Source organism: Citrobacter sp. W9, assembly GCF_026719375.1.
Lineage (GTDB): Bacteria > Pseudomonadota > Gammaproteobacteria > Enterobacterales > Enterobacteriaceae > Citrobacter > Citrobacter werkmanii.
In genome coordinates this window covers 52,120-67,481 of sequence record NZ_JAPPTE010000023.1, presented here as the reverse complement: position 1 = coordinate 67,481, position 15,362 = coordinate 52,120, and the positions used below count along the sequence as shown (strand labels likewise).

Sequence of the window (15,362 nt, the reverse complement as noted above, 5' to 3'; positions counted from 1 at the left end):
TTCATCAAGGACGCCACTATCGCCAGTGGTGCTATCCAAGCAGCGGCAATCGAAACACCTGAGCCGGTGACCAATATCTACAACATCAACCTTGGTATCCAGCGTGATGAGCCGGTGCAGAACAAGGTAACCATCAGCGCCGACAAATTCGAAGTTAACTCTGGCGTCGATACCAATCTCGAAGCGGTGCTTGGTAACTCGCTGAAAAATGCTGCTGAATGTGCGGCGCTGGATGTCGCAAAGCAAATGGCAGCAGACAAGAAAGCAATGGATGAATTAACTTCCCATGTCCGCAAGGCCATTATGATGGAATGTTTCCCCGGTGGTGTTATCTGGCAGCTGTGCCGTCGATAGCCTATGGAGGTCATATGCGTCTCACTGTATTAGATGACGATCCCGGCAGGAAGATTAATCTCGGCGTAGAGCGATACGCTGTTTTTCTCGATGGTATTGAGGTTAAGCATGTCTTCACTGCTGACGATGAGAAGGGCGAAGTAATCGCAGCCGTTCCTGATGAGCGTGGTTATATGACGACAGAGAACGGTGAAGTGAAGCGGCATACGCTTTACGGTTCCGTGAGGATTGAACCATGCCAGCGTTAATCCCTCGAGCATGTCGCAAGAGAGGTTGTCCCGGTACGACTACGGACCGTTCAGGCTACTGTGAGCAGCATCGCAATGAGGGCTGGCAGCAGCACCAGCAGGGTAAGAGTCGCCATGAGCGTGGCTACGGTAGTAAGTGGGACAGGCTGCGCCAAATCGTTCTCGACAGAGATAAACACCTTTGTCAGGAATGCCTGCGAAATGGAAGGTATACACCCGCTGAGACGGTGGACCACATCAAGCCGAAAGCTCACGGCGGTACTGACGATCTCTCTAATCTGGAATCAATTTGCCGCGGCTGCCATAAAGCCAAGACAGCACGCGAACGCCTGAACAGAAATTAAGTAACGAGGTGAAGATGACTGAATCGAAATATGGTTCAGGGCTTCCGCACGCCCATGCTGCCTGCATTGTGGATGGATGCGAATTATCGGTACGATCCCGTAACAGCCACTACTGTGAAAAGCATTACATGCGCGTCCGGCGTCATGGAACGACAGAGAAGCTCAGCACAAGAAAGGATGGCAAGCTGGAGCACACTGGCGGATATCTGCTGGTGTATGCGCCCGATCATCCTTTGGCATGTGGGAGTCCTCGTGTTTACGAGCACCGGAAAGTCTATTACGACAAACATGGGGCTGGACCGTTCCGTTGTCACTGGTGTGCAAAAACCGTTGGCTGGGACACCCTTCACATCGACCACCTCGATGACTGTAAGACCAATAACGAGCCTGACAATCTTGTGCCAAGTTGCCATGTGTGCAATCAGAAGCGAGGCGTAGACAAGATGAGAAAGACAATGCGAGAGAACTCCGACCGCAGATATACCGCTCACGGCAAGACGATGTGTCTTAACGAATGGGCGGATTACCTGGGTATTTCGAGAAACTCCATTGAGTATCGACTGAAGGCAGGCTGGGACATCAGTATGGTGTTCAGCCCTCGCATTGGTAACAGTGGTCCCCCGAGCCGGAAACTGGCGAAAATTGTGCATGAGTCGGTTAAATGATATCTGCTCTCATTTGCGCGGTCTGGGGGAGGGCGGGTAAAAACCTCAGGGAAATCACCCTAAAGGACCGCCGCCTAACCTCTTTTCACATCGCCGCAGGTTAGAAAACTTTTTTTAGGGGTCCCCCACTCGATGATTAATAGGAGTTTTCGATTATGTCTGGACCACCGAAAACCCCGACCCATCTACGTTTGGTGAGGGGTAACCCATCAAAACGCCCGATTAATGAAAACGAACCTAAGCCAGCTGCAGGGGTACCCCCAACGCCGAAGCATTTCGACAAGCAGGGGAAGTACTGGTTTAAACGGATGGCCGACGAGCTCGATGCTATCGGTGTGATGTCTCAACTGGACGCCAGAGCCCTTGAGCTGCTGGTTGAGGCTTATACCGAATACCGGCACCACTGCGACACGCTTGAAATTGAGGGGTACACCTACCGGACCGAAACACAGAGCGGGGATGTGATGATCAAAGCTCACCCGGCAGCCATCATGAAAGCTGATGCCTGGAAACGCCTTCGCGCCATGCTCGGAGAGTTCGGGATGACACCAGCCAGCCGCTCGAAAGTGAATGCAAAAGGTCCTGATGCGGTTGACCCGCTGGCCGAGTTTATGAAAGCGAGGGATTAATGGCTAAGGTTGCAGAAGGCATCCGCTACGCCGAGAGGGTGGTGGCGGGGGAAATAATTGCCTGTGAGTATGTGCGCCTTGCCTGCCAGCGTTTTCTTGACGATCTGGCACACGGCGAAGAGCGCGGTATTTTCTTCAGTGAGCCACGCGCGCAGCACATTCTGAATTTCTATAATTTTGTTCCTCACGTAAAGGGCGCGCTGGCAGGCCAGCCTATTGAGCTGATGGACTGGCATGTTTTCATCCTGATTAATATTTTTGGTTTTGTTATCCCGCTGGTTAACGAAGAGACGGGGGAAACCGTTCTGCGTAACGACGGCAGCGGTCGGCCGGTGATGGTTCGGCGTTTCCGTACAGCAGATGTTGAGGTGGCCCGTAAAAATGCCAAATCAACACTTTGCTCCGGCGTTGGGCTCTATATGGCTGGCGCTGACGGCGAGGGTGGTGCGGAGGTTTATTCCGCTGCAACCACCCGTGACCAGGCGCGAATTGTTTTTGAAGACGCGAAAAATATGGTCAAGAAGGCGAAAGCCACTCTTGGGCGGATCTTCGAATTCAACAAGCTCGCTATCTACCAGGAGCAAACGGCCTCCAAATTCGAGCCTTTATCATCAGATGCGAACAACCTCGACGGCCTGAACATCCACTGCGCCATCGTCGACGAGCTGCATGCACATAAAACCCGTGATGTATGGGACGTTCTGGAGACGGCAACCGGCGCGCGCCTGCAGTCGTTGCTTTTCGGCATTACCACAGCGGGCTTCAACAAAGAGGGTATCTGCTACGAACTGCGTGATTACGCCATCAAGGTGCTGCGTGGACTGGTAAAAGACGATACGTTTTTTGCCATCATCTACACCTTAGATGAAGGTGACGATCCCTTTGATGAAAAAGTCTGGCAGAAGGCGAATCCGGGGCTGGGTATCTGTAAGCGCTGGGATGACCTGCGCCGCCTGGCTAAAAAGGCGAAAGAGCAGGTTTCGGCCAGGATTAACTTTTTCACCAAACACATGAATATCTGGGTAACAGCTGAGTCTGCCTGGATGGACATGATGAAATGGGAAAAATGCGAGTTTATCGCCCCGCAGCACGAACTTAAAACCTATCCCTCCTGGGTAGGCGTTGACCTTTCAAACAAAATTGATATCTGTGCAGCCGCTAAAGTCTGGCGCGCGCCAGGTGGCCACGTTCATGCGGATTTTAAATTCTGGCTGCCCGAAGGACGCCTTGAGAAATGTTCACGCCAGATGGCAGAGCTCTATCGTAAGTGGGCCGAGATGGACAAGCTGATCCTTACCGACGGGGATGTAATCGACCATGCTCAGATTAAAGAAGAGCTGCAGGTGTGGGTTGCTGGCGAGAGTCTGAAAGAAATTGGCTTCGACCCGTGGAGTGCGACGCAGTTCAGCCTTGCGCTGGCAGAAGAAGGGCTGCCGCTGGTGGAAGTACCGCAGACGGTTCGCAATTTCTCTGAGGCGATGAAAGAGGTCGAAGCACTGGTATACGGTGGCCGCTTCCATCACAGCGATCACCCGGTAATGAACTGGATGATGTCCAACGTAACCGTCAAACCTGACCGGAACGAGAACATTTTCCCGAACAAGTCCACACCAGAGGCCAAGATTGATGGCCCGGCGGCATTGTTCACAGCAATGAGCCGCGTTCTGGTTAACGGTGGTAACGACCAGCAGGATCTCTCCGGATTCTTCAATAATCCCATCATGGTAGGTTTCTGATGAAAAAAAACAAACAGCCAGGCAGGGTGAAAAGCGCTCTGCTTAACTGGCTTGGTGTGCCTATCAGCCTGACTACCGGCACGTTCTGGGAGGAATGGTTTGGCACCAGCAGCAGCGGAAAGGTGGTCACGGCCGATAAAGCCATCCAGCTATCGGCTGTGTGGGCATGCGTAAGACTGTTAAGCGAGTCTATTTCAACCCTTCCGCTGAAAATATACGTTCGACAGCCTGACGGTTCGCGCAAAGCGGCAACCGATCATCCGGCCTATTCGATACTGTGCCGCCGCCCCAATTCAGAAATGACACCATCACGCTTTATGTTGATGGTGGTCGCCAGTATTTGCCTGCGCGGGAACGCCTTCATTGAGAAGAAATTCATCGCAAACCGCCTGGTTTCGCTGGTGCCTTTACTGCCGCAGAACATGGTGGTTAAACGTCTCGTGACCGGGGCGCTGGAATACAAATACACTGAAAACGGTAACGAGCGCGTCATTCCAGTCAAAAACATCATGCACATTCGCGGGTTCGGTCTGGATGGCATTTGCGGCATGATGCCGATGAAAACAGGCCGGGATGTGATCGGTTCTGCAATGGCGGTTGAGGAGTCTGCTGCGAAGATATTTGAACAGGGGCTTCAGAGTTCAGGTTTTCTCTCCGCTGAGAATGCGCTGACAGACGACCAACGTGAAAGACTTCGTGGCTATATGGCATCATTCACCGGCTCCAAAAACGCCGGAAAAATTATGGTTCTTGAAGGCGGCCTGAAATATCAGGGCGTGACCATGAACCCGGAAGATGCTCAGATGCTCGAAAGCCGCGCATTTAGCATTGAGGAGATCTGCCGCTGGTTTCGCGTTCCGCCTTTCATGGTTGGTCACACCACGAAACAAAGTAGCTGGGCATCCAGCCTTGAGGGGATGAACCTGCAGTTTCTGACTCATACCCTTCGACCGCTGCTGGTAAATATTGAGCAGGAAATTGGCCGGTGCTTACTCGACAGCGATGATGACGTGTTCGCGGAATTCTCCGTTGAAGGACTGCTGCGCGCCGACAGCGCAGGTCGTGCTGCATACTATACCAGCGCGCTTCAAAATGGCTGGATGTCCCGTAATGACGTTCGTCGTCTTGAGAACATGCCGCCGATTGAAGGTGGCGACATTTACACCGTTCAGCTCAACCTGACGCAACTTAAAAATCTCGAAAGCAGTAACCCTGCAGTTCAGGCACTTGCCCTGCGAGAGCTGCATAACCACGTATTCCCCGATATTTCCTTTGAACAATCTCCGCTGAAACAGGCCGCTTAGGAGCAATTTCCTGATGAGCAAAAAACAACTTCCGGTAGCACCGGCGGGTCGCCCCTGCGCGCGCGTTACCTGTGAAACATTACCGTCCGCACTGGACCGCTGGGACGGCGGGATCAAAGCGGCGTCCACCGACGATAACAGCATTTCTGTTTTCGATGTTATCGGGCAGGACTATTGGGGCGAAGGGATAACAGCTAAACGTATTGCCGGTGCGCTTCGGGCGATGAATGGCGCCGACGTCACGGTCAATATTAACTCCCCTGGCGGTGACATGTTCGAAGGCCTGGCAATCTACAACCTTCTGCGTGAATACGAAGGCCGTGTGACGGTGAAGGTGCTCGGTATTGCCGCCAGCGCCGCCTCGGTCATTGCGATGGCCGGGGATGATATTCAGATCGGTCGTGGTGCCTTCCTGATGATCCACAACTGCTGGGTCTACGCGATGGGTAACCGCCATGATTTTGCTGAACTGGCACAGTCACTGGAACCCTTCGATACCGCTATGGCTGATATCTACGCGGCGCGCTCCGGCCTTGATATGGCCGCCGTGCAGAAGCTGATGGACGCGGAAAGCTATATCGGTGGCAGTGATGCTGTGGCGAAGGGACTGGCAGATAGCCTGCTTTCTGCTGATGCGGTCAGCGACGGCGACGAATCGCCTGCAGCCGCGCTTCGCAAACTTGATGCATTGCTGGCCAAGACCAACACCCCGCGCTCTGAGCGCAGAAAACTCATTAAAGCCTTATCCGGTGGCATGCCTGGCGCTGTCACCACCAACGACGGTACGCCGGGCGCTGCCGAAGACATCAAACCTGAAACCATCAATTCACTTGAAAGCGCCCTGGCGGCGTTAGTCAAATAAGGACCCTTTATGTCTGAAGTAAACGATATTCTGAAAAAAGTCACTGCCAGCATTGAAGAAGCAACCGGCAAGTTCAACGCGAAAGCAGAAGAAGCCGTCAAAGAAGCGCAGAAGTCTGGCAAGCTGTCAGAAGAAACAAAGGCAGCCGTCGATAAAATGGCTTCTGAGTTCAACGCCCTGCGTGAGGCAGAAAAAACGCTGAAGGCAGCGATGGGCGAACTGGAGCAACATGTTGCCCAGATGCCGCTGGCAAACGCGAAGCATGTTGTGGAATCAATCGGCCAGCAGGTGATCTCTGCTGAAGCGCTGAAAACCTTTGCTGCAGGTATTGAAGGTGGCAAACGTATCAGCATCCCTGTGAAGGCTGCTTTGACTTCTGCGGATGTTACTGATGGTGTTGTGGAGCCTCAGCGCCTGCCGGGTATTGATACGGCGCCGAAGCAGCGTCTGTTTATCCGCGATCTGATTGCGCCTGGTCGCACTTCTTCCCCGGCTATTTTCTGGGTGCAGCAGACGGGCTTTACCAACAACGCGAAAGTGGTTCCTGAAAATACGCAGAAACCATACAGCGAAATTGAGTTCACGCCGAAAATCACTGGCGTCAGCACCATCGCCCACCTGTTCAAAGCATCTAAGCAGATCCTTGATGACTTCGCACAGCTGCAGTCCACCGTTGATGCCGAAATGCGCTACGGGCTGAAGTATGCAGAAGAGCAGGAAATTCTCTTCGGTGATGGTACCGGCGTTCATCTGCATGGCATCGTTCCTCAGGCGTCGGCGTTTAATCCAGCGTTCACTGTCGAACAGCAGAGCGGGATTGATGATCTGCGTCTGGCAATGTTGCAGGCGCAGCTGGCGCGCTTCCCTGCATCCGGTCACGTTCTTCACTTCATTGACTGGGCGCGGATCGAGCTGACAAAAGACAGCCTGGGCCGTTACATCCTGGCTAACCCGGCGGCACTGACTGGCCCGACTCTGTGGGGTCTGCCGGTTGTTGCAACGGAAGCGTCAGCCTTCCAGGGTAAATTCCTGACCGGTGCATTCAACGCTGGCGCGCAAATCTTCGACCGCGAAGATGCGAACGTGGTGATCTCCACGGAGAACGCCGACGACTTCGAGAAAAACATGATCACCATCCGTTGCGAGGAACGTCTGGCGCTGGCCGTCAAACGCCCTGAGGCATTTGTATACGGTGCATTCCGCACTGGCGCTGGTAGCTGATGAAATAGCGGCCTTCGGGCCGCTTTTACAGGTGGGAAAATGAAACTGATTGCACTTAAACCGATTTATTTCGGCGGTACCGTCGTTACTGAGGGGCTTCCGCTGGAAACTCTGGAACAGCACGGTCGCGAGCTCATCAAAAAAGGCTATGCGATGCTCGATGAATCAGAAAATCCTGCAGAGCAGGAACAGCAGCAGGAACAGCAGCAGGAACAGCAGCAGGAACAGCCGGAAGTAAAAGCGGACAAGAAGGCGAAAAAATAATGGTCGACCTTGATGTGGTGAAACAGCACTGCCGCATTGATACCGATTTTTCCGGAGACGATGCCCTGCTGACTTTATACACCGGTGCGGCGGCGCGTTACGTCCAGACATGGACAAGGCGAACGCTCTATGAAAACCAGAGCTCCCCTGGCTACGCAGATGACCCGGACCCGATTCTACTGAATGATGATGTTAAAGCGGCCATGTTATTGCTGATAGGTCACTGGTATGCCAACAGAGAATCAGTTTCCGTCGGTCAGACTGTTGCAGAGGTCCCGTTTGCAGTTGAAGCCTTGCTGCAGCCATACCGAATTTACGGGGTATAGGAGGACTTTATGCAGGCCGGAAGACTGAGAGACAGGGTGGTGGTTCAGAACCTCACAACATCCAGAGATCCTTCTGGCCAGCCTGTTGAAGCATGGCATGACGGCGCAGAAACCTGGGCAGAAGTAAAGGGCATTAGTGGCCGCGAGCTGGTAGCCGCAGGTGCTGAAACCGCAGTCGCCACTATCAGGGTATGGACACGATTTCGTAGCGATATAACTGCTGCGTCCAGACTCAGGGTTATGACTGGCGCGTTCAAGGGGGCCATTTTGAATATCATTGGTCCGCCAATCCCTGACTCTCGCGGTGTTCAGCTCGAAATTCTTTGCAAACAGGGTACCGAAAAATGATTGAGACGAGCCTCGATTTTTCCGGGTTAAATGACATAGCAAAAGACCTGGAGGCGCTTAGCCGCGCCGAAAACAACAAAGTTCTGCGTGATGCCACGCGAGCTGGTGCTGAGGTTCTGAAAGACGAGGTGATAGCAAGAGCGCCTGAACGAACCGGCAAGCTGAAGAAAAACGTTGTGGTGCTGACGCAGCGATCGCGTAAACGTGGTGATATCTCTTCCGGTGTTCACATTCGCGGGCGGAACATGCGAACGGGTAACAGCGATAATTCAATGAAAGCCTCCGATCGACGTAACGCGTTTTACTGGCGATTTGTCGAAATGGGCACAGTGAATATGCCCCCACATCCTTTTGTCCGTCCTGCGTTTGATACCCGTGAAGAACTGGCAACGCGAGTCGCTATGAAACGTATGAACCAGGCGATTGATGAGGTGCTGAGTAAATGACGGAAGATGACCTTTATCTTTTGCTGAAGCCTCTGGCCGGTGGACAGGTTTATCCTTACGTTGCGCCGTTGGGTAGTGATGGCCAGCCCTCGATATCGCCGCCATGGGTAATTTTTTCACTTATTTCTGATGTGACCGCCGATGTTCTTTGCGGACAGGCCGAATCAGGGATATCGGTCCAGGTAGATGTTTACTCACTGACTATCAAAGAGGCGCGGAATCTTCGTGATATGGCGCTTCAGGTGGTTAAGCCACTCAATCCCACCAATATAAGCAAAACTCCTGGTTATGAACCAGAGAACCGGTATTACCGGACGACGCTGGAATTTCAGGTCACTGTCTGACAAATCCATTAACTCACAGACCCGCTACGGCGGGTTTTCTATTTTCAGGAGACAAATATGTCCTCACTGTATGAAAAATCGCAGGGTACTAAAATTCAGATCACCTCTGCGCCAGCGACACTGGATACGATTGGCGCCGCAACCTGGCTGGATTTGCACTGTACTATCAAAGAAGTCCAGTTTACTGGCGGTCAGAAGCAGGACATTGATGTCACCACGCTGTGTTCCACCGAGCAGGAAAACATCAACGGCCTGGGTGCTCAGTCAGAAATCTCTATGTCCGGTAACTTCTATGTTAACCCGGCACAGGATGCGCTGCGTGAAGCTTACGATAACGACACCACGTATGGTTTTCGGATTGTCTTCCCGTCTGGTATTGGCTTCCAGTTCCTGTCTGAAGTTCGTCAGCACACCTGGTCTTCAGGGACAAACAGCGTGGTGGCTGCAACGTTCTCGTTACGCCTGAAAGGTAAGCCGACGAAAATTGATAACGCGCTGCGTCTGACCACCGACCTGCCTGACACCAAATCTGTTACCTCTGGTGCGGCTTTATCACTGACGGTGGTAGCTGCCGGGGGAACAGCACCTTATTCCTATGTCTGGAAGAAAGGCGGCAGCGCGGTGAGTGGACAGGCGACAGCAACGTTCAACAAGGCAAACGCTGCTGCAGGTGATGCCGGCGATTACGTTTGTGAAGTTACCGACGCCTCCACACCTGCTGGGAAAGTCACCTCAGCAACCTGCGTCGTAACGGTAGCGTAATTCATCTTCTTTAATCAGGGATAAAAAATGGCTAAAAGTCTTAAAGAACTGGCGCTGGCTAAAATGTCAGGCTTTCGTCATAAAATCATTACGGTCCCTGAATGGGGCGGTGTGAAGGTTGTTCTGCGGGAACCTTCTGGCGAAGGGTGGTTACGTTGGCAGGAAATTGCAAAATCTGGTGCTGATGAAGAAGGCGAGGTATCTGTATCAGAAAAAGCACACCGTAATCTTTGTGCTGACGTGGTGCTGTTCATTGATGTCCTTTGCGATACCAACAAGCAACCGGTATTCAGTGTCGATGAAGAAGAGCAGGTACGTGAAATTTACGGGCCCGTTCACTCACGCCTTCTCAAACAGGCGCTTGATCTGATCAACAGCGCGGACGAAGCGCGGGAAAAGTCGCAACCCCCGGCGTAAAGTTTCTGATGTCGCTTGCGCTCCGGATGGGGCGCACGCTCTCAGAGCTTCGGCAGAATATGACGGCAAGCGAGCTTCTGATGTGGATTGAGTACGACAGGCAAAGTCCGGTTGGCGATATTCGTGGTGACATTCAGGCCGCCCAGATCGTCTCTGCTATCTACGGCTCGCAGGGGGCAAAAGTACCGCTGGACGATGCGATCCTGCGGTGGGGAGATGGTGAACAGACAGCACCGAAGGACCCGTTTGCCGGGCTTGAGGCGGCTCTTACAGCTGCAACTCAGTGACAAATGAACTGTAAAAGAATAGGATTATTTTTTTTATAATTTGGTGAAGAAAATGAAAAAACTAGTTCTATTTGTATTATTTTATGGTTTCAGTTGTTTATCAAGTGCAACTCAAACACTGGCTCCATTAGAACCAAATGAGTTGCAAAGCTATACGTCTACGGTTTGTTCTGATCATGCAAATCCTGAATTGTGTAAAAAAGCTTTTATTAAATTCATGGGCTATATAAAAACAAACGATGATTACTACTATTTCTGTCAAAAGCAAAAAGAGGCAGGGATGACTGTTAATAAAGATTCCTGCAATAAATCGGAAGCTCTGAGAGAATTTTTAGATAAGCCATGAAATTTATATCACAACAAAAAGCCCGTTAATGGGCTTTTTTTTTCGCCTGGAGAAAATTGATGGCAACCTTACGTGAGTTAATAATCAAAATTTCCGCTAACTCGCAGTCATTCCAGACGGAAATTTCCCGCGCCTCACGAATGGGGCAGGATTATTACCGCACAATGCAAAATGGTGGTCGGCAGGCGGCAGCCGCGTCCAGAGAAACTCAGAGAGCTTTGGCTGACTTAACGGGGCAACTTAATTCCGCTAAGGCATCTGCTGTTGGTCTTGCCGGAGCATTTGCAGGAGCATATGCCACCGGGCACCTTATTTCTTTAGCTGACGAGTGGAGTTCAGTTAACGCCAGGTTAAAGCAGGCATCACAATCTACAGATGATTTCAACGAGTCACAGCGCGCGCTGATGGAAATCAGTCAGCGAACCGGTACGGCATTTTCAGATAATGCCAGCCTCTTTGCGCGTTCAGCTGCTTCTATGCGTGAATATGGCTACAGTTCAGAAGAGGTACTGAAAGTAACCGAAGCTATATCGACGGGTCTGAAGTTGTCAGGCGCAAGCACGTCGGAAGCGAGTTCGGTAATCACGCAATTCAGCCAGGCTCTGGCGCAGGGTGTTCTTCGTGGTGAGGAGTTTAACTCTGTCAACGAAAACGGTGATCGCGTTATTCGCGCACTGGCATCTGGAATGGGTGTGGCCAGGAAAGACTTAAAGGCGATGGCCGATCAGGGGCAGCTTACCGCTGATAAAGTTGTTCCGGCTTTAATAAGCCAGCTTGGAGCGTTACAGGATGAATATGGCGCGATGCCGCAAACTGTTGCATCAGCAACGACCAAAATTGAAAACGCATTTCTGGCGTGGGTAGGCGGTGCGAATGAGGCCACGGGTGCGACAAGTGCGCTTACCGGAGCATTGAATGCTATTTCAGACAATATCAATACCGTTGCCTCTGCTGCTGGCGTGCTGGCGGCCATCGGCGGTTCAAGATTTATTGGCGGCATGATTGGCGATCTGGGAAGCCAGACGGCGCAGTTGGTCGAAGCGAGAAAAAATGAAATAGCGCTTGCGGCCGCTAGGGCGAGCACGGCCACGCAATCACAGCGCAAGGCCGCCGCCGATGCTATTGCTGCTGAGCGGGCTTACCAGCTTGCCCAGTCAGAGCTTGTGCTGGCAAAGAATACTAATGCTGAGGCTACTGCCACTCAAAATGCCATAGCCAAGCGCCGGGCAATGATTACAGCAAACGCGGCACTGGTACAATCAAACAGAGCCGTCGCGGCCTCTCAGCAGGCACTTAACTCTGCAACATCAGTGCTGGGGCTTGTAAAAACTGGCGCTACAGGTTTGCTGGGGCTTGTTGGTGGTCTTCCTGGGCTTCTGATGCTGGGGGCTGGTGCCTGGTACACGATGTATCAGAATCAGGAGCAGGCGCGTCGTTCCGCCCAGGAATACGCAGGTCAGATTGATGAAATTAGGCAAAAAACATCAAAAATGTCTCTGACCGAGACGGATGAAAATCGTGGGCAAACCGTTGAGGCTCTCGTTGAACAAAATCGTTTGGTTGATGAGCAAGCCAAAAAGGTTGGTGAGCTGAAGAACCAGATCGACGATTTGAGTGCATCTCGCGGAAAGCCCGGCATAACCAGCGAAAACGATGCAAATATCCTGAGAGCCATAGCGATAGTTACGGATCAGCTCGCGGTTGAGGAAGGGAAATTAAATGATATGCGGGAAAAATCTCGCAATATCCAGCAAACCCTTGAGGGCATTGAAAGGCAGCGTAACGATCTGATTAAGGAACATGCCTGGCGTCAGAATGCATTGTACCAGTCGCAATTGATGATGAATGGTCAGCATGAAAGGTTTAATAGCCTTCTCGGTTTAGGCAACCAACTTCTCATGGCACGTCAGGGGCTGGCTAACGTCCCACTCAGACTGCCTCAGGCCGACCTCGACAAAAAACAAACCGATGCTCTCGAAAAGAGTCGCCGGGATCTGGAGTTGTCACGCCTGAAGGGTGAGGCCAAAGAGCGCCTGCGTCTGAGTTATGCAGCCGATGACCTGGGGTTAACCAGTGATCCGCAATTCCAGACAGGCCGTCAGGAGTTGATTAATAACGGTCTTGCTGAATGGCGGAATAATGAGGCCAACAAACCTAAGGAGAAGGGTGGTAAAACCGAAGGCGAGAAAACCGAGGATGTGTATAAGCGCCTTATCAAGCAGCAAAAAGAGCAGATTGCTCTGCAAGGCCAGAATACTGAACTGGCGAAGGTTAAATACCAGGTCAGCCAGGGCGAACTTGCTTCTCTGACAGAAGCCCAGAAAAAGACGGTATTGCAGAATGCTGCGCTGATTGACCAGGTTAAATTACGTGAGCAACTGCGAAATTACGAAGCCAACCTTGCTGACAGTAACGCCAGCGCCCGCGCAGCCAATGAAGCGCAACTGCTGGGCTACGGGCAGGGCTCCAGGTTCCGTGAAAGACTTCAGGAGCAGTTCAATCTGCGTAAGGAGTTCGAGCAAAAGAATACCGATCTTCTCCGCCAGCGTCAGGCTGGTGAAATCGACGAGACGTTCTATCAGCAGGGACTGGCACTTAATAAGCGCTATCTCGATGAGCGCCTGCGCGACCAGGAGGGATATTACGCAGCTTCTGATGCGCAGCGTGACGACTGGATGACGGGACTGTCTGAGGGTTATGCGAACTGGGTGGACGAAGCTACTGATTATTCTTCCATGGCCGCTGACGGCATGAAGCAGGCCATGGGTGGCGCGGTCACCACGATCACCGACATGCTCAATGGCAACGTTGATAGCTGGAAGGACTGGGGCGTCAGCGTACTGAAGATTATCCAGAACGTCCTGGTGAATATGGCTGTTGCTAATGGCGTTAGCTCAATTGGTTCACTGTTCAGTTTTGGTGCCTCGTCAGCCGCTACCGCCAGCAGCGGTACCGCTATTCAGAATGCTGGCGCGAACTTTACCTTTAATGCGAAGGGTAATGTTTACGACTCTCCGTCCCTGAGCGCTTACAGCAATGGCGTTTTTCAGACGCCTCAGCTGTTTGCTTTTGCCAAAGGTGCAGGGGTTTTTGCCGAAGCTGGTCCGGAAGCCATTATGCCGCTTACGCGCGCCGCTGATGGTTCGCTTGGCGTTCGGGCTGTTGGCACTCCTCAGGTCTCCGGTGGTATGCCTTCAGTTAACTTCGGCGATATCAATATTCAGGGTGGATCACCACAGGCAGCCAGTCAGGGAACAACCGGCGCTGCTGGTAGACAACTGAAAGATGCCATCACTGGCGTCATTAACGAACAGGCCAGCATGCCGGGCTCGCCTCTGTGGCGATTAATCAAGGGGGTTTAACCATGGCAGTCGAAACATTCAGATGGTGCCCAAAGATTGCCTCTCAGGTTGATACAAATTTTCGTACACGAAAGGCACAGTTTGGCGATGGCTATGCGCAGGTGTCTGGGGACGGTATCAACCCGGTAACATCTCAATGGAGCGTGAGTTTTACCGGCGATGAGGCTTACATTCAGGCCATTAAAAACTTTCTCAACAGACATGCCGGGTGGAAATCATTTATCTGGAAGTCGCCGCTTGAGCCATCAGGCTTATGGCGCGCGGAATCCTTTCAGATATCTACACACGGCAACAAAAAATACACCCTCAGCAGCACATTCACACAGGCATACCACCCATGAGTATTTCATCTGATGTCCAGAAACTGGAGCCGGGTAAGCGCGTCCGCCTGATCGAGGTGGACGGCTCAGCTTTCGGTGCAGGTATTCTTCGCTTTCACAACGAGACAATCCCGCATACCGAGGCGGAAATCATCGCCGCAGGCGGCGACGAGTCAAAACTTGAGCCGAAGTCGGTGTGGTGGCAGGGGCAGGAGTATGGCGCGTGGCCGTATGAACTGACCGGCATATCTGTCAGCAGTGACGGCCAGTGTTCACGACCTTCTCTCACCGTTGCAAACATCAGCGGCACGATTGGCGCGCTGTGCCGAAGATTTCAGGGGATGGCTAAAGCAAAGGTGATCATCCATGACACCTTCGCACACTATCTGGACGCCAGAAACTTCCCTGATGGGAACCAGACTGCGAATCCCAACGAGGAGCGCAAACAGGTTTATTACATCGACCGTAAATCAGGATCAGACGATGAAACTGTAGAATTTGAGCTTTCCAGTCCAGCCGATCTGCGCGGGCAACTCATTCCGACCCGGCAAATTCAGCCAATGTGCACGTGGTGCATGCGTGGCTGGTACAAAACCGGGAACGGCTGCACCTACGCCGGGCAAAACGGCTGGTTCGATAAAGACGGCAATCGGGTGGACGATCCTTCACAGGATGTTTGCTCCGGATTGCTGTCAACGGGCTGTAAACCTCGCTTCGGAGAGAATGAACAGCTGGATTATGGCGGGTTCCCCGGCGCTTCACTTCTGAGAGGATAAT

The 15,362-nt window shown here is 52.3% G+C and carries 20 protein-coding genes and 1 pseudogene; all 21 read left to right on the top strand.

Translation table 11 applies throughout. The annotated features are described in order from the left end of the window. A pseudogene (locus OOJ59_RS23765) lies at positions 1 to 354 on the top strand (Fur-regulated protein); the annotation flags it as partial. Positions 355 to 368: 14 nt separating this feature from the next. Beyond that, positions 369 to 602 carry a hypothetical protein gene (locus tag OOJ59_RS23760; protein ID WP_046671254.1) on the top strand — a complete coding sequence of 78 codons (234 nt, stop codon included), beginning with the start codon at positions 369 to 371 and terminating at the stop codon, positions 600 to 602. Beyond that, entirely contained in the window at positions 590 to 946 is a 357-nt protein-coding gene (locus OOJ59_RS23755) for an HNH endonuclease (protein WP_268063523.1), read from the top strand. Before OOJ59_RS23760 ends, OOJ59_RS23755 begins: the two co-directional genes overlap by 13 nt. Before the next feature lie 14 nt (positions 947 to 960). Continuing rightward, a complete protein-coding gene (locus OOJ59_RS23750; protein WP_268063522.1) occupies positions 961 to 1,611 on the top strand; it encodes an HNH endonuclease in 651 nt (216 codons plus the stop codon). A gap of 155 nt (positions 1,612 to 1,766) precedes the next feature. Continuing rightward, on the top strand, positions 1,767 to 2,240 hold the full coding sequence (locus OOJ59_RS23745) for a phage terminase small subunit P27 family (protein ID WP_032636952.1): 474 nt from the start codon (positions 1,767 to 1,769) through the stop codon (positions 2,238 to 2,240). Further along, positions 2,240 to 3,976, top strand: a complete 1,737-nt coding sequence (locus OOJ59_RS23740; RefSeq protein ID WP_042889604.1) for a terminase large subunit — start codon at positions 2,240 to 2,242, stop codon at positions 3,974 to 3,976. Before OOJ59_RS23745 ends, OOJ59_RS23740 begins: the two co-directional genes overlap by 1 nt. After that, positions 3,976 to 5,280: a phage portal protein gene (locus OOJ59_RS23735; protein WP_268063521.1), complete on the top strand. Its 1,305-nt coding sequence runs from the start codon at positions 3,976 to 3,978 to the stop codon at positions 5,278 to 5,280. Before OOJ59_RS23740 ends, OOJ59_RS23735 begins: the two co-directional genes overlap by 1 nt. Before the next feature lie 13 nt (positions 5,281 to 5,293). Then, entirely contained in the window at positions 5,294 to 6,142 is an 849-nt protein-coding gene (locus OOJ59_RS23730; protein ID WP_268063520.1) for a head maturation protease, ClpP-related, read from the top strand. 9 nt (positions 6,143 to 6,151) lie between these two features. Further along, positions 6,152 to 7,363 carry a phage major capsid protein gene (locus OOJ59_RS23725; protein WP_220393104.1) on the top strand — a complete coding sequence of 404 codons (1,212 nt, stop codon included), beginning with the start codon at positions 6,152 to 6,154 and terminating at the stop codon, positions 7,361 to 7,363. Positions 7,364 to 7,402: 39 nt separating this feature from the next. After that, positions 7,403 to 7,627 (top strand): DUF7210 family protein, encoded by a 225-nt coding sequence (locus OOJ59_RS23720; protein ID WP_053528466.1) that lies wholly within the window; start codon positions 7,403 to 7,405, stop codon positions 7,625 to 7,627. After that, positions 7,627 to 7,953: a head-tail connector protein gene (locus OOJ59_RS23715; RefSeq protein ID WP_045286829.1), complete on the top strand. Its 327-nt coding sequence runs from the start codon at positions 7,627 to 7,629 to the stop codon at positions 7,951 to 7,953. The genes OOJ59_RS23720 and OOJ59_RS23715 overlap by 1 nt, the downstream gene beginning before the upstream one ends. Before the next feature lie 9 nt (positions 7,954 to 7,962). Next, positions 7,963 to 8,301 (top strand): phage head closure protein, encoded by a 339-nt coding sequence (locus tag OOJ59_RS23710; protein WP_045286830.1) that lies wholly within the window; start codon positions 7,963 to 7,965, stop codon positions 8,299 to 8,301. Next, positions 8,298 to 8,747 carry an HK97-gp10 family putative phage morphogenesis protein gene (locus tag OOJ59_RS23705; protein WP_136397989.1) on the top strand — a complete coding sequence of 150 codons (450 nt, stop codon included), beginning with the start codon at positions 8,298 to 8,300 and terminating at the stop codon, positions 8,745 to 8,747. The genes OOJ59_RS23710 and OOJ59_RS23705 overlap by 4 nt, the downstream gene beginning before the upstream one ends. Next, positions 8,744 to 9,091, top strand: coding sequence for a tail completion protein gp17 (gene gp17, locus OOJ59_RS23700; RefSeq protein ID WP_191604366.1), 348 nt, complete (start codon positions 8,744 to 8,746; stop codon positions 9,089 to 9,091). Before OOJ59_RS23705 ends, gp17 begins: the two co-directional genes overlap by 4 nt. 57 nt (positions 9,092 to 9,148) lie before the next feature. After that, complete coding sequence (locus OOJ59_RS23695; RefSeq protein WP_268063519.1) at positions 9,149 to 9,853, top strand: phage tail protein; 705 nt, start codon at positions 9,149 to 9,151, stop codon at positions 9,851 to 9,853. Positions 9,854 to 9,880: 27 nt separating this feature from the next. Continuing rightward, entirely contained in the window at positions 9,881 to 10,270 is a 390-nt protein-coding gene (locus tag OOJ59_RS23690) for a phage tail assembly chaperone (protein WP_023993431.1), read from the top strand. Positions 10,271 to 10,278: 8 nt separating this feature from the next. Then, on the top strand, positions 10,279 to 10,557 hold the full coding sequence (locus OOJ59_RS23685; RefSeq protein WP_127785625.1) for a phage tail assembly protein T: 279 nt from the start codon (positions 10,279 to 10,281) through the stop codon (positions 10,555 to 10,557). 52 nt (positions 10,558 to 10,609) lie between these two features. Further along, positions 10,610 to 10,903, top strand: coding sequence for a hypothetical protein (locus tag OOJ59_RS23680; RefSeq protein WP_071785226.1), 294 nt, complete (start codon positions 10,610 to 10,612; stop codon positions 10,901 to 10,903). A 59-nt stretch (positions 10,904 to 10,962) separates the two neighbouring features. Continuing rightward, positions 10,963 to 14,265, top strand: coding sequence for a phage tail tape measure protein (locus OOJ59_RS23675; protein ID WP_268063518.1), 3,303 nt, complete (start codon positions 10,963 to 10,965; stop codon positions 14,263 to 14,265). 2 nt (positions 14,266 to 14,267) lie between these two features. Next, on the top strand, positions 14,268 to 14,606 hold the full coding sequence (locus OOJ59_RS23670; RefSeq protein WP_071684499.1) for a phage tail protein: 339 nt from the start codon (positions 14,268 to 14,270) through the stop codon (positions 14,604 to 14,606). Next, the gene (locus OOJ59_RS23665; protein ID WP_127785630.1) at positions 14,603 to 15,361 is read left to right on the top strand and encodes a phage minor tail protein L; all 759 of its coding nucleotides are present in this window, start codon (positions 14,603 to 14,605) and stop codon (positions 15,359 to 15,361) included. The genes OOJ59_RS23670 and OOJ59_RS23665 overlap by 4 nt, the downstream gene beginning before the upstream one ends. The last annotated feature ends 1 nt before the right edge of the window (position 15,362 follow it).